The sequence below is a fragment of the Bradyrhizobium sp. BEA-2-5 genome (genome assembly GCF_032918025.1).
Taxonomy (GTDB): domain Bacteria; phylum Pseudomonadota; class Alphaproteobacteria; order Rhizobiales; family Xanthobacteraceae; genus Bradyrhizobium; species Bradyrhizobium pachyrhizi.
Genome location: NZ_CP136629.1, coordinates 6655462 through 6670162 on the forward strand (window position 1 = coordinate 6655462; position 14701 = coordinate 6670162).

Annotated in this window: 9 protein-coding genes; 1 reads left to right on the forward strand and 8 read right to left on the reverse strand. The window is 59.0% G+C overall.

The features are described from left to right. Positions 1-147 precede the first annotated feature (147 nt). From RX327_RS31275 to icmH, 6 genes are all read right to left on the reverse strand, one after another. Entirely contained in the window at positions 148-393 is a 246-nt protein-coding gene (locus RX327_RS31275) for a hypothetical protein (RefSeq protein ID WP_317248102.1), read from the reverse strand. Positions 394-3090: 2697 nt separating this feature from the next. Further along, entirely contained in the window at positions 3091-3297 is a 207-nt protein-coding gene (locus RX327_RS31280) for a cold-shock protein (protein ID WP_283088281.1), read from the reverse strand. Positions 3298-4048: 751 nt separating this feature from the next. Beyond that, a complete protein-coding gene (locus RX327_RS31285; protein WP_317248103.1) occupies positions 4049-4783 on the reverse strand; it encodes a sulfite exporter TauE/SafE family protein in 735 nt (244 codons plus the stop codon). 415 nt (positions 4784-5198) lie between these two features. Next, complete coding sequence (locus RX327_RS31290; protein WP_317248104.1) at positions 5199-6107, reverse strand: serine/threonine-protein kinase; 909 nt, start codon at positions 6105-6107, stop codon at positions 5199-5201. 251 nt (positions 6108-6358) lie between these two features. Next, complete coding sequence (gene tssM / locus RX327_RS31295) at positions 6359-9916, reverse strand: type VI secretion system membrane subunit TssM (RefSeq protein WP_317248105.1); 3558 nt, start codon at positions 9914-9916, stop codon at positions 6359-6361. A 12-nt stretch (positions 9917-9928) separates the two neighbouring features. Next, positions 9929-10807, reverse strand: coding sequence for a type IVB secretion system protein IcmH/DotU (icmH, locus tag RX327_RS31300; RefSeq protein ID WP_317248106.1), 879 nt, complete (start codon positions 10805-10807; stop codon positions 9929-9931). A 932-nt stretch (positions 10808-11739) separates the two neighbouring features. Between icmH and RX327_RS31305 the strand changes: the two genes are divergently transcribed. Further along, positions 11740-12027, forward strand: a complete 288-nt coding sequence (locus RX327_RS31305; protein WP_317248107.1) for a hypothetical protein — start codon at positions 11740-11742, stop codon at positions 12025-12027. An 80-nt stretch (positions 12028-12107) separates the two neighbouring features. Here RX327_RS31305 and RX327_RS31310 read toward each other — a convergent pair whose 3' ends face one another. Both RX327_RS31310 and RX327_RS31315 read right to left on the reverse strand, forming a co-directional pair. After that, positions 12108-13094 (reverse strand): pectinesterase family protein, encoded by a 987-nt coding sequence (locus tag RX327_RS31310; protein ID WP_317248108.1) that lies wholly within the window; start codon positions 13092-13094, stop codon positions 12108-12110. A 162-nt stretch (positions 13095-13256) separates the two neighbouring features. Continuing rightward, positions 13257-14546: a glycoside hydrolase family 28 protein gene (locus RX327_RS31315; protein WP_317248109.1), complete on the reverse strand. Its 1290-nt coding sequence runs from the start codon at positions 14544-14546 to the stop codon at positions 13257-13259. Positions 14547-14701 lie beyond the last annotated feature (155 nt).

Below are 14701 nucleotides of genomic sequence, written 5' to 3' on the forward strand. Positions count from 1 at the left end.
TTTCCTCCAACTGCGGCACAAATCGAGCGTCGAAACGGGCAGCTGCGGTTTGCAGAAAGTCTGAAAGATCCTGCCTTCCCAGCTGCTTGTTGTAACGTACAACTGCGCGTGAGAAAACGCTGATATCGCGAGCGCTGGCGATTTCCCTTAAGGCGGCATTGAGTTCATCTGAACGTCTAGAATGCCTTTGCGGTATTCCAACTTGGACATTCTGCCGGGCAGCATTGTCGACATGCGACCTCCCGGTTTGGCCACTTCGGTCAGAGATGGATTGGCCATGCGGCGCCAGCCTGCCAGTTTGCGGGCGGTCAGTGGCTCGATCGGCGCGTCGCCGGTCACCATCCGAAGCCGATGGAGTAATTTCCAGACTGGCTGCGCCACGATAAGTTCCATGAGCTCGCTCCGAACTCCCAGGCTGGAATGGTTGCGCAGGCGCATCGGCCACGCACCACCTTCCTGGTCTGCCACTTCCCTCAGACACGGACTGCGTATCCAGTGGGCGTCTGCTCGCGTGCGAGCTTTCAGCCTCTCGATCGTCGCGCCAGAACTCCTCGCCACTCGGACGCGAGAAGCCCGCATCTCGCCTTGGTCTCCCACTGTACGTTCTATAAGGCCGCTGCAGGCCCGGGGTTTCGACATTCTGAGTAGGCGCATCGTGGACGCGCCCCCCTTCTGGTCCATCGCCCCCGTGCGACGGGAGACGACGTCCTAGCGAGCTTTCCGCCTCTGGATCGTCGCGCCGCAATTCCCCATCAGTTCGCGACGAGCTGGATTCCGGCAGGGAGCGCAAACGACGACGACTTCCACCGATTGCGCCCTGCAGCGCGGCGCCCAGGAGCCGATGTGCGCCGGAGGAGGGAGCAGCAAATCGGCCCGCACCGCTATCGCGCTGCATGCTGCGAGAATCCGAAGGACCTGAATCCTGAATCTCGGAACGCATCCGATCCACAATCGAACTGAACGATCGCCCCTCTTCACCAGGAGCACGAGCCGGTCCAGCGCTCGAACCGTCAGCGGCTCGACCTTCACCAGCACCAAATTCCGAAATGGGCGATTTGTCGCGCTCGTCAATGCGTCTCATATCTTTATCCAATGTACTGGACGCCTTGCCCTCACGAGTGCGGCAGCCACTTGTCGGCTCGACCGCGTATCCTCGTTGTCTGATGAGCTACCGGACGTCCATCCACTCGAGCCAGCGAGGTGAATGCGAGGCAGGTCCACGCTGCGGCGCGTGCCGCTGAAGCGGATATTTTGTCCGTTCGGCTGCGGCGGCATTCGCATCGAACCACTGATATCAGAGCGGCGGATCTGGCCTCACCCCTGAAGAGCTCTCATCGGAGGAACTCAGCCGCAGATCGCTTAGCCGCTGCTCAAATCCCGCTTCACCTGTAGGCGTGTTGCCCGATTGTTGCATCGGCCGTCCCAGCTCTTGCGTTTTAACCCGCAAGCGCTGGCAAGCCTGGTGAACGGTTTCAGCAAATGGCCGGACGCGGCGGGCTGTCGCGAGGCTGCCATCGCAATCGCCGGTGAGGTGCCGTCCCCAGTTGCGTCACCTGGTTGCCGAAATCGACAATCAGAATCTTGTCATGCGTCGAGGCCACGGAGGGGGGCGACGGCCATCTCGCGGACGCGGCGGCCGGCTGCCGTTCCTGCAGAGCCGCGTATCCCTGCATCCAAACGTCTGTGGCGAATAGTGCATTTGAATCGATCGGCTTCAGATTGCGCCTCCTTGAAGAGACCGCGCTTCAACCCTCAGAGCCAAGTTCCGCTCTGTTGGACGGCAACGACGCTCGCAGTTTGAGAAAATCGACGAAAGGCCAATACCTCGGTCGAAATCAGATATGAGCCCATCGTGATCGAAGGTTTGCGTTGACCGCCCCACCTAACGCATACCTAGATGCGTTTGCTTACGAACAGCTGACGAACGCCAGCAGGATCCAGGGAACCCACGGCGAACGCATGATTCTCCGGCCTTCGCGCGAGCAGTCGCCGGCTTTGGCAGGTGTTGTAGGGGAGCCTTGACGACTGCCTGATGATGAATCCACAGATCAAGTTCAGGAGGACTATCGTCGTTTGCAGGATCACAGGTCGGCAAGGTCGAAAAACGCGACGCTCGCGAGATCTGATTTGGCCGCGACGGACAATTGCGACAACCAGCATCGTCGAAATTCTCCCTGCGGGCGCAGATCGCTTCAATGAGTGACCGGTTGCTATACGAATCCATGCGACCATTCCTTTAATCATAGATCATGGAGTTGCACGTAATGAATAGAATTACCGGTTACGTAGGTCATTCTACATTGGGGCATATCGAAGCTGGTGCGCTCGGACATGATGACGCAATCCGCGTCCGGATCGTACAATGCTTGATGTATTTCCCCCGAAAGCTTGTTCCTGCTTTTCGTTTGCGGTAAGCCATAAGCCGATGATGGAAAGACAGAACGCGATAGCGATGGACGTGATTTTTCGCTAGCGGTTGGTCCTTAGGGCGACTTCGAAATCGAGATTCGGCACAAGGCTATTAATTGGAGAACTGCATGAAACGAATGGACAAGGGCGGTCAATTTGTTTCGGAGACCGGCCGCGTACTCCGCGTTGCACCCAACAAATCAGGAACAAAGAAGCTTACGGCGACGATGAAACGTCGCGCCTTGAAAGTCCGCAAATCTGAGCGAAAGCGCGCCTCGTCTTGCTAAGCGGAACATGCTCGGCGCCTCGCAGGCCATTCGAAACGCACCGCGTGTTGCTGCTTCAATGGGTAAACCGCCGGAGTTACGCCTCGAATGCGAGGGCGCCTTATACCCTTCGCGTCCTTGATCCTGGGCGGCAACGCGCTGCTACCGCAAGAAAGAGTGCTGCGCTCGACCGCGCCAATGCCTCATGTCTTATCGGCCCAGCCGATGTTCTGGCAGCTGCCGATCGCATCGGTCCCACCACCAGGTGCGTTGCCATCGATCCGTTGGAGATTCTGCAAAGGGTGAGATGTTCCGCGCGGGCCAATGACTGGGTCCGCAGGGCTGCCGAAGGCCTCGATCGGACACCGCGGTCCGCAACGGCGGTATCCTCCAGCGTGTCTCTATAAGGGCGACCTCACCCAATCCGCAGGTTCTCAGCAGAGGCTTTACCCGAACTGCCGGTCTTCAGTTCGTAGCTGATCTTCGCTCCCTCCGCGAGATCCGGGTAGCCAGCCTTTTCAACGGCACGCATGTGCACGAAGACGTCGGGGCCGCCATCGTCCGGTTTGATGAAGCCATAACCTTTGCTCGGGTTGAACCATTTCACAGTACCAATTGCCATTATCGAACTCCTAAAATGAACCCTTGCGATCTAGCCAAACTCTAGCAGGGGCACAAGCCCCTGAGCTGAGCCAGCTTGGCGAGGCTTATGACGTCCGCGGCTTGGCGCTAAGGCAAAGCCAGGTGTGCATCGGAACGGATCATCTCGCTTAGCCGCCGGACTTGGCTCCATCAGGCTGGTCACCAGCGAAAAGCGCAGAGGATTCGTTCGCACAAGCGCAACAAAACCCATCGGCCGTGAGCGGCAATCCGATTATCGACAGCTGATGGCATCACCTCCACCTGGAGAGATTCCAGCCACGGTAGTCCTGCGCTGCCTGCGACAGATCTCCTCATAGAACCCCTCCGGATCTTCGATCCGCCTCGCCGGCTACGGTAAAGCAGGTGCGCAATACCTCGTGGAGCGTAGGCCATTTTGACGTCTATCGTCGTATCCAGCCTTATGGCAGGCGATGATCACGATGACATCCTCGAATCGGTGGCGTCAGCCCCTCGTAGATGTCGCCTTGGCGCGGAGCGAATCGATGGTCTCGGTGACCTTGTTGTTGCCGGACGCGATCAGCGAACCCTCGGAGAAGAACACGTCGTGATGCAGCCTGCTGCAATTCGTGGGCTTCGACGTCTGCCGCGAATACTACATCAATGACGCTGAAGCCCGAGGTCGACGTGCTCACACGCAATGCAACAATCACCCTCAAACCGCCTCGAAAGCCGGCAGGCGGGACAGAAAAGCGGGAAATCCGGCCATTGCCCTACCGAGATAACAACAGCCTGGTGCCTGCAAAGAACAGGATAATCGCAAGAACATATCGCGTGGCCCAATCGTTCATCCATCGCAGCCCGATGCAGGTTCCGAGCATAGCTCCTAGAACTGCACCGAATATGTAGAAGGCAACCTCGGGGTTCACTGACTGACCGGACAGCAGTATCCCCGCCAGCGCGAGTACCGAATTGCAGAGGATGAATGGCGGTGAGAGCCCAGCAGCCTGCCTCGGAGAGACCCAACCAAACATCAGGATCAGCGGAACGAGAAATACACCACCGCCAATTCCCGTAAATCCGGATAGCAAGCCCGTGGCAGCGCCGACCAGCGCGGCGCGACCAAGCGGCACCTGACGATGCTTGACATTGCCAACGCGACTCTTGAGCAACGTCAAGAACGAGGCCGCAATCAGCAGCGTACCGGTCATGATAGAGTAGAGCGATCCACCGATCGCCAGCAGCCCGCCGATGAAGGCCGTCAACATTGACGGAATTGAGATCTGCCAAAGCAGATTCCATTCAATCTTTCTGTGCCGATGCAGCCTCCAAGTCGCATAGCTGGCGGCAACAACGTTTAAAACAAGTGCAGTCGGGCGCATCTGCTCGGCCGAAAGGCCTGCAAAGGCCATGACTGCGAGAAATGCTGTTCCCCCGACCTGGCCGGCGGTCGAGTACAACAATGAGACCAAGCCGATCAAAAAGGTGACGAGTAATGTCGTTTGCATGGTCCGGAATGGCCTGGGAGACAAGAGAGAACAAGGTCCATGCTAGTCCATTTGTTGGTTGGCTCACTTGAGCTTGCGCAAAGAGGAGCACATGATTGGTACGCATTGCGCGTCATTGTAATCTTTCCACGGGCTGCGAAATCTGGCGCTCAGCGGCGGTCAACAGCCCACCTCACATGAGATCGCGCAATGTTCAAAGGCCGGCTACTCCTGTCGGCTACCAACATCCAAAACGTCTCTTTTATGCTGATGGTCGCGAAGCCGTATCATCTTACCGACCCAGGAGACCAATTGTTTCAGGGTGCTGGGTCGGCACGCCGTCAGCGGCGTGGAGGATTCTCCCTCGCGAGTGGCGATGAACACTCAAGGAGAGATCCTGGCCGCCGTGGATGCTGACTGCCCGACAATGTAAACTTCAGCTGAGCCTATTAGACTCCCAATACAGTATACGCTGGCCGAACAACCGGTAGAGCCAGGGCGGGTGGCCGAGGCCCTGGACGAACTCGTCGACGGTCTCGATACGGTCGCGGCGCTTAAGGGCAAGGCCTGAAGCGAGCACCCGCCATTGTGCTGGCGAAATGGTCCGCGGCGGTGCCGGTATGAGGTTCGACTTGAGTGCCTCATTGGCTGCTCGATGCGCATAAGGACGCGCACCAGTCAGGGCCAGATAGGTTACCACCGCGAGAGAATAGACATCGTCGCTCTCTGTTGGCGGCTCTCCCATCAACAACTCTGGCGAGGCATATGCCGGTGTTAACACGCCGATTTGGTCGAGTATGGCCATGGCCCTATCGTGGTGCGCCGGAACGTCGAGCATAAGCGCTGCTCCGCCATCAAGAATTTTGATTTCGCCCGCCGAAGTTATGAAGATGTTGCCTGGCTTGAGGCCGCCATGGACGATGCCTAGACGGTGCATGTGGGCGAGCGCTTGCCCGACGCCACGGACGATCTGAAAGGATAGCGAGGGCGATAGCGGCTGTCCCTGACGATCGGCCAGGATCCGCGCTAGCGAGCGGCCCTTTAGGAGCTCCATGACCAGGTAGTGATACTTGCCGTCGTAATCGGAATCGTAGATTTGCACCAAATTCCCGTGCACGAAGTTACGCAAAAGGCGTGCCTGGCGATGTAGCAGTTCGACAATCCTCTGGCGCATCTTCGAATCTGGGTGAATGACCTTCACTGCCACTTCTGGATTTTGTTCGCGCGCCCACAGACCGATCCGATCGATCGCACGATAGACGGTACTGGCGCTACCCTCATTGATCACCTCTAGCAGGTCGAAACGACCGCCAAGCACGTATCCCGGGGGGACAGCTGGATTCACTGTGAAGCCCCACCAGCCAAGTGATCGACGGTCGTATTGGTATCGTCGGTTGCCTCTTGCATGAGCAGGCAATGCAGGATCATCTCGAAGCCGATGCTACATATCGTGGACGTGTGAAATGGCCACTTGCGATCATCGGGAGGCGGAGTTTCGGCGTCTCGGTGGAACCGAATATTCCGCCAACTTGCAGCCGGCTGCATTTAGCCCTTTTATCCCGAAATCAGTTAGGAACCGCGCTCACAGCATTGCCGTCACAGGTTATTCGGACAACGGAACGAGCGAAGGACATTCGAGCTGAACGGATTGCTTTTACTTTCCGCGCGCAGCTCGTAAGTCACACTGGGTCGGTCAGGTCCGCCGATCGTGAAGCGATTGGAGTTGCCACGTGACGACAGCCGCGGGGCACCCACAAGCCGGAACAATGCCCAAGGGCCTGAGCTCTCAATCTTCTCCTCGGTCCCGTCCAAGGCGGTGAGCGTGATGGAGGTAGTGCTTGCTTCGGTTCGGCTCGGCCACTCGAGGTCGTAGGAGCGCGGCGCCTCGTGACGACAGAAGATCTCCTTGCCATCCATGGCGAAAGTCGCGCGCCGCAGATGGGAGGCGAGATAGACAGGCTTGATGCTGAATTTAACGGCGGGTCCGGAGCCGGGGCCGCTGAAAAACGACTTCCGAATCTCCTGCGCGCGCTGGAACTGAGCCAGGGCATTGGCATGGATCGGGAGCTCAGCGCCATCGATGGTCGCAAGCGCAAGGCCGTTTCGGCTCTGGAGGACCAGCGGCGACAAATATCTTCGAAAAAAGTCATCGAGAACGCCGCCGGGTCGGAACAAATCGCTAAAGTCTTTCAGAGTTATGTCCTCAGTCGCCGTCGCATACATTGGATAGCGTTGGAAAATGGCAGCCGCGCAGAGCGGAAAGACTTCGCCCACCCAGACTGCATTGACATAGCCGTGCGCCTGTTTGAGCAAGATGCTCCATGTCGAGAGCGCGACGTCATTCATGATGGTGCGGACCAGCTCCGGCCGCAGCGCCGAATCGGCATGCAAGGCGCCGAAGGAATCGCTATTTGGATCTTTGGCGTGCCGCTGGACGAGCTGCAATGCCGTCCGGCCCGGGTCCGGCGCTGACGCGATGTTGGCCATCGTCGCATAGAGGCCACCGATGCGATCGCGGATTTGATCCAGGCCGGCGGGCTGTCCCGGGACTTCGGCTGTGGCCAGTTTGGCCAGAGGCCGGAAGGTTTCGGTAATTCGCGTTCCTGGCCAAGGCACTTCGCCGAATGCTGCCGAGAACACGGCGGACGCGGCAGCACCGCTCTTGGCGGAGGTCATCTCTCCGCTTGGTGGCAGGTCTGTATGGTCGCGTGCCAGAGAAATGATCTGCAGCAGCGCGCTTCGTGGGCCAGCGAGCCCACGCAGAATCAATGCGCCGCGCTGCATGTCGTCAAACTTGACGACGCGAATGTTGCTTAGGGCACTTGTCCAGGTGCGAATATAGTCGTCAACATACCGGTCAATGACCTTCAGTGCGAGCTGCTGGGTATCGGCCGCGTCCAAGGGATCACCGGCAAAGATCCAGTCGTCGCTTTGCTCTTCCTTGATGAGGAGCGGGAGGCGGTGCGGCAGAAATTCGAGGAACCCGTCGCGCGTGAAGATGCCAGGGATGACAGCACCATTGCTCGAACTGGAAGGGTCGTGCTGTAAAATCGCGGGAGACACAATCTGCGGAGCACGCATCTCAAGCTCGCCGGATCCGAGCTGACTGACCAGGTCGATTGGCCGGAGCTTTGTGTCTTGCGCTGCTTCGCGCAACAAACGGATGTAGACCTGCTCGACGAGAGGGCGGCGCTCCATCAGCTGCGAGCCGACCGCGATCACGAATTTCTGGTCAGTCGTGATTGGCTTCGGCAACAACTCAATCAGCCGCGAGAAATGCTCCTTCAGCTCGCCCGATGATGTCGCATCGAGCCCGAACGCCAGTGCGACTTCGGTGAGCGCCGCCTGCTCGATCCTGCCGCGGTTGAAACGCCTCGGATTGCTCAGCATCAAATACGTGCGGAACGCTTCCGTGGCCTCGTCCAGCAAAGTATCGTTGCCCGAACGCAATGACGCCTCGATGCGGACAGCCAGCCTGCTGGCGAAAACGGGTAGCAGTCGGTCGACCAGAATATGGTCATAGGCCTCTTGCGCGGCCGGCGCCAGCATCGCCGAGATGCCGAAGTCTTCAAGCCACGCATACCATGCGCCCTCTCGGGCAGCCTGAGGCAACCGGCGCGCGGCATTAAGGATCGGCAGAAGCTTCTTCAAGTCCAGCGGTTCGTGGATTTCTTGAAGGTGCGCCTGCAACGTCTGTGCGGCTATTCTGGTTTCAGAGATGCGTACCTCGCTTCGGGCGAAGGCACCATACCACTGGGCCAATGCAGCCACCGCCAGTGTGATCGCCGCGATATAGAAGCAGCCATGCAGCAGCGCGAGCTTGCCTTCGAGCCTCAGATTGCGACCGATCAGGCCCTGCTCAGCGAAGATGACGTCGCTCAGCAACCGCTTGATGAAAAACGCCTTCCCCGGCCCGATTGAAGACGAAGGCGGCGCGGAGTGCAGACCAAAACTTCGGCTGATCGCTCCGTTGACCCGCCCGATCGGCGCGCCTTCCTGCGCGCCGCTGGTAAAGTAGATCCCGCGCAGCATCGGCCGCACCTCGAAGCGGCTCATCCGGAACACTTCGCTCACAAAGCCAGTGATTGCTGTCCGGGTGCTCCAGAATTCCTTCGGAAACGCGTACATGACTAAACGGCGGCTGAGATTACGTTCTTCCTGCATGCGAAAGGCCAGTTTGCTCTCGAGGCGCTCGGCAAGCTCCTGAATCTCAAGGGTCACGACGTCACTGATGTGATCGCGCGGCGCATCGAGGGGAAAGGTCCTGCCCCAAACCTGAGCGCGGCCTTCCTGGTCGAGATTGTCGAAGTATTCGGCAAAGCCAGACACGAGATCGCATTTGGTCACCAGAACATAGACCGGAATGGGCCCGCCACACTTCTTCAGAAGCTCCTGTATCCGCGAACGGATAGAGCCGACGAGCCGCCGCCGCCGATTGTTGTCGCTCAGCAAGAGATCGGACAGGCTGATTGCGACCAGGACGCCATTGATCGGCGGCTCGCGCCGATGCTTAGTGAGAAAATCGAGAAAGCCGCTCCAGGCCGCGCGATCGACCTCGGTATCCTTATCCTTGGTCATATGACGGCTTGCGGTGTCGATAAAGACTGCTTCGTCGGTAAACCACCAGTCACAGTTTCGCGTACCCCCGACGCCAGCAACCGGATCGACGCCAAGTCGTTCGGTAAGCGGAAACCCAAGGCCTGAATTGCGCAGCATCGTCGTCTTGCCGGCGCCTGGTGGACCGATGACGATGTACCAGGGCAGCTCGAACAGATAGCGTGGGCCCCGCTTGCCGGCGAACACTGTATCGCGCAGAACTTTGAAGGCATGCTCGAAGCGCCTCCGGATCAGTTCGACCTTCTCCCGACTACGATCGCTGGAGGACGAGACGAGGCCTTCGCTCTCGATCAGCGACTTGATGGCGCGTCGATTAGCGCGGCGCGCCAACCAGCCTCGGACAAGGATGACGAGCATGGTCGCCAAGAAGACGCCGGCGATTGTAGCGGCGCGAACGGTGACTGACTGGAGCGGATACCGGCCGAACAGGTCGAGACAAGGTCCGCCGAACCAGATGACGGCGCCGACCGCCGACAAGCCGATCAGCGTCACGATGCCTCGGACCGTTAAAGGTGCCGCGAATTGCGCGCCGAACACCTGCACCTCTCCTTAGTGCGGCCCGGACCGGCCGAGCAAGTCAAGTTGCTGCTCGACGGGCGCCAGTTCTCCAGAGAGGCACCACCAAAAAAAGCCGTAGCCGATGAGGACGGTGAGGGCGGCAGCCGTAAAGACGATCCTCAACGGCACGTAATTGCGCACGCCCATGCGCGCACTGACGCCCCGCCATTGGCTTGATAGCTCGGCGGGCGGCCTGATCGTATGGTTCCGCAAGCAACGTGCGACCTCGCAGCGCAAGTCTTCAAGTCGCTCGCGGCCGCCTGCCACCCCGCGATATTTTCCTTCGAAGCCCATCAACAGGCAGACATCGATGAGCTTAAGCAAGGCGAGGTGTTTGGCTGGCTCGGCTTGGATGTGCTCGAGTATCTGAAAGACTTTGTCGCCGCCCCAGCTCTCGTTATGGAACTGGTTGAGCAGGCTATTGTCGCTCCAGGCGCTTTCAGCGCCCCAGCGCGTGGTCATCACGGCCTCGTCGATGAGCGCGCATATCACATAACGAGCAGCTATGACGTCGCTCGCCTGATGTTTGACGACGACCCGCTCGTCGAAGCGACGGATTTGCTCGACAATTCCACGATGCAACGCGCCGATATCGGCGTTGTTGACGAATTGCAGCTGCGCGACGACCAAAAGGAGCGGTGCTGCTGCCGCGACCAAAGTGTCCTCCACCGCCTTTGGCTCGAAGAGGCCGTGGGCCAGGATTTCGGCATCGGTGACTCTCGGGCCTTCGCTCGCGTCGGATGTGGGCACCGGCGCATAAGGGACCCTCGGAGCTGCGCCCCTCGGTTGAACATGACCGGAAGGTTGTCCACCTTGGCTGTCGCGGATTGGACCAACTGGCCTGCGTTCAATGACTGTCAGCTCATCCATGTGTACGGATCTGGAAGTTGCCACGTACAGCCAAGCCCGCGGCCAAGCGACCCGCCCCCCGGTCCAAAACGCCTGACTTGCGTTACAGCCCAAGGTCTTCTCGCCGACGACTCGCAGTATGAGAAGTACCCCGCACCCTCAGCCCTGCTCATCAGCTCGGTCGTGCGTCACATGCGAATTGGCTGCGGCGGGATATCGCTCCCGCTGCTTGCAATTGTTGAAAGTCGATCGGCCGTTTGATGCGCCAGCGGATCTTCTGTCGTGCATTCAAAGTCCATATTCGCGCACGCGTTGGTCTCCTCTCTGCGAAACGAGGCGCAGTGGCCAAGGAAAGGAGAGCATCGCTCGTCTTCGGCATCTACGTGCACCAACCACTCCGTGTTGCGGCATCTCGGTAGCAACGCCTGTGCCAACGGCTTAAGACATTGATTTGGCTTCTAAACAGTGAGCTCGACAAAAGGTGAAAGGTACAAAGGCTGCGTGGTTTGTCGGAGAGCGGACAAGCATCGACGTGTTCGAGACCTGAGTTCAGCACGCCAAGCATCGCCTCGGCTCCCTCTAGATAACCGTCGGCTCCTCGGTTCGCCCCCGTCATCATGTCGCCCGCCGAACATCGAGATCCGAGCGCGCTTGCACTCCTCATGTCCAGGCTCAATTGAGCCGAGATGAACAGCGGCCAGGACGTCCCAAATGCTGGCGTGTTTGGTGCGATGCGGCGGAACTCCTTGAGCCTGCAGAAGTTACGTTCTAGGCACGCTTGTTGAAGCGATGGATGACGATACGGTTGAACCTGTCGGGGATTACGGCATTGGCGCGCAACGACGAGTTCAGCGCGAACGCAGGCGCCTTCCGGCGATGAGCGCGCGCATGGATGGGCGAGCGCCAGGACATGGGATGCAGCGCCGATGTCGGCATCGTGGCGCGGGATTCGAATGAAGGACGATCGGCCGGCAGAATGGATCGCTCAGCGCATGGATTTTGTCGAGCGGCCAAAGGAGCTGCCGATCGCCTTATTGTGCTTTCCCCCCCCCCCGGCGGAGCTTTGGTCGCGGTCGAACCGAGCGGAGCGCGGCGAAATCTTTCCAGCCCTCAAACGATTGAGCAGCATCGCCGCACTTGGCGCAATGATTAAGGCGATCGTAGATGGTCTGTCAGGATCACATTTATGCGAAACTCACGCCGGCGTGCCGCTGATTGAGGCATGTAAACGAAGCCGCTGATGGTGCGCCGATCGTCGGCCGGTCAGTCCCTTCGCAGGTCGATGCGCGCAAGAGCATCACATGACGCTAATTAGCACGCTCTAGTTTGGTTGGTACGATAGCCAGTCTGTAGCACCCGCGAAGAACGCTTTGAGAGACCATCGGGCAGCCTCGTCGTCAGTGAGCTGATGAGCGTATGGCTCGCGGCGTATGGGATTGGCCCCGATGCCGGTTGACTTGTATTCGGCATAATAGGCCGTCCTCAGGGTATTGGTCTTGCCGGGTGTCCATTCGCGCCAGCCGTCGGGAATTACGGCCGCATCCATATCGGTCGACAAGAAGATCACAGCGGCATAGGGGCGCCAGGCACGGCCGAGGGCAATATCGCGCGCGGCTGGATCGGCGCTCAACCTGCAATGATCAAATACGTAAGCACTATCCTCGTCCGGTGATGCTCTGCTTTGCGCGGTATAGATGACTGCATGGTTGGCGACACCATGCAACTCACAATGCTGGAAATAGGCTTTGGCGTCGCCAAATATAAAATCAACATGCCCCTCGATGTAGCAGTCCAAGAAGTACTGGCGCGACATCCGGCCATTCGGCCCTTTGTTGGCGAACAGGGTATCCTGTGCGCCGAGCAGGCGGACCCGAGCGATAATGTCCTTGTCTCCGGTCAAGGACAGCGCCACGGCCTGCGAAGGTGGATTAGCCGGATTGAGGGAGTAGTCGTTCTGGACGGTCAAATTATCGAGCCGAAAGTCGTCACCTGAGGCGTCCAGCGTCGCGGAGCGAGAAGTTCCCCCAACATTGATTGCGCCGTCGCCATAGACAATAATCGTGTCATGCGGTTGCTTGCCGGTGCCTCTGATATGAACACTTGGTTTCGAGACTTTGACCTTCTCACGATAGGTGCCCGGCGCGATCAGAATAGCGCCGCCCTGCGGCGGTAGGGCGTCTATGGCTGATTGCAGAGAGTGATAGGCCTTATCAGAGGCTTGCGAGACCAAAAGTGGCTGGGCAGACGCTTCCGAGAAGCGCAAACACCCAGCCAGCACTATAGCGCAAAGCGCGAGAGCTCTCATCATCGTCTTACCTTCGTCTCGCCGAGTGCAGCTCGTATTTCGGGCACGCTCGGATGTTGCGATTTGTGCCATCAAGCGCAACGAAATCCAGGCCCCGTCAATGTGCATGGCACGGCAGCTTCACTTTGGCGGTGCCCGGGTCAGCGTCACCGGTCTTATGGCTACCTAACGATTGGGAAATACTTTTGCGCACTCCCATCCGCGAGATAGTAACCCCGCAGCTCGAGTTGGGAGCGGTGGCGACACGCCGGAACGCCCAACGGTCACGTTGGCATTTTCCACCTGCCAGCTTGCGGAATCGGCAAATCGCACATCATCCAGCGTGATCTCGAGGGCATGCGTCTTGTCAATCCCACGCATCACCAGCGAACCTCCATCGCCACGAACATGGCGCAGCACAATTTGGCGATAGAGGGGAATGCTGTCACCTTCGGCGCGAGGATCATACCTTGTATCGAACATGATCGGCCAATGGTTTCCGCGCAGGCACACATTCTCATAGGTCACTCGCTCCACCAGGCCGCCCCGGCTGACATCACTCTTGATGCGCAAGCCCGATGTCGTGCCGTCGAGAATTAGGCCGCGCACGAGAATGTCGCTCACGCCGGAGCTCACCTCACTGCCGATCGACATTCCATGTCCCCAGCCGAAATAGTTATCGACGATGGAGACATAGCGAGTGGGACCGTTATTGCCGGCCTTGATTGCCACATTGTCGTCTCCGGTACGGATCACGCTATGGGTAATGGTCACATCCTGGCTGGCGCCAGGATCGATGCCGTCGGTGTTGCGCGCGTCGGCGGGTGCTTCGATGGTGACGCCCCAAAACGTAGCACCTTCGACGCGGTTCATCGCCACGTGAAAGTTGGGCGCATTGCGCAACGTGATGCCGTGAAAGGTAATGTCCTGCGCGTGGTCGATCTGGATCAAGCGCGGGACGTTCTGATAGCCACGCTCGTTTTGTGCCCGGCGAGCCAGCTCCCACCAAGTTTCGGCGCTGCCGACCATGGGTGTGCCGCCCTGGCCATCGATGATGCCCTCGCCATAGATGCCGCCACCGCGCGTTCTAGAAAAGCTGATGAACGGGCGGCAGCCGTCACCTTTACCTGCGATGCGACCGCAATGTCCCGAGCCCCTGTCATACGCGTTCGGGTCGGACATCGCAAAAAGCGTGGCACCTCGCTCGATCCATAGCGTGACGTCCGATTTCATCTCGAGTGGACCTGACAGGAACTCGCCATGCGCCAAATAGACCGCTGCACCGGCGGGGCAATGGGCAATGGCGTCCTGCAACGAGGCGGTGTCGTTCGTTCCAGAGGCCATCGGGCGGGCGCAAACATTGCGCGGCGCAATTGGTTCAGCGACAATGCGGCGGTCTTTCGCCTGGGCGGCTAGGCAAAAAGCCATAGAGATCGTGATGAACAGTAGAGCCCGGTAGCGGGAAGGGTTTGTCATCTACATTCTCATGCATTATTGCGGGCACTTTGCCGCGCGAACTGTTCCCGAGCCGAACGCGAGCTCGAGCGAGAGCCGCCCTGATCCGTGGCGCGCGCAAGGTGTCCCTAATAAGACAACACCAGGATAGCGCTCCCGCCCGTTTAAGACTGCGG

Coding starts and splice junctions, on each gene's coding strand:
- RX327_RS31315 (WP_317248109.1), bottom strand. CDS start 14,546: ATGACAAACCCTTCCCGCTACCGGGCTCTACTGTTCATCACGATCTCT.
- icmH (WP_317248106.1), bottom strand. CDS start 10,807: ATGGATGAGCTGACAGTCATTGAACGCAGGCCAGTTGGTCCAATCCGC.
- RX327_RS31305 (WP_317248107.1), top strand. CDS start 11,740: ATGAAGGACGATCGGCCGGCAGAATGGATCGCTCAGCGCATGGATTTT.
- RX327_RS31280 (WP_283088281.1), bottom strand. CDS start 3,297: ATGGCAATTGGTACTGTGAAATGGTTCAACCCGAGCAAAGGTTATGGC.
- RX327_RS31285 (WP_317248103.1), bottom strand. CDS start 4,783: ATGCAAACGACATTACTCGTCACCTTTTTGATCGGCTTGGTCTCATTG.
- RX327_RS31310 (WP_317248108.1), bottom strand. CDS start 13,094: ATGATGAGAGCTCTCGCGCTTTGCGCTATAGTGCTGGCTGGGTGTTTG.
- RX327_RS31275 (WP_317248102.1), bottom strand. CDS start 393: ATGGAACTTATCGTGGCGCAGCCAGTCTGGAAATTACTCCATCGGCTT.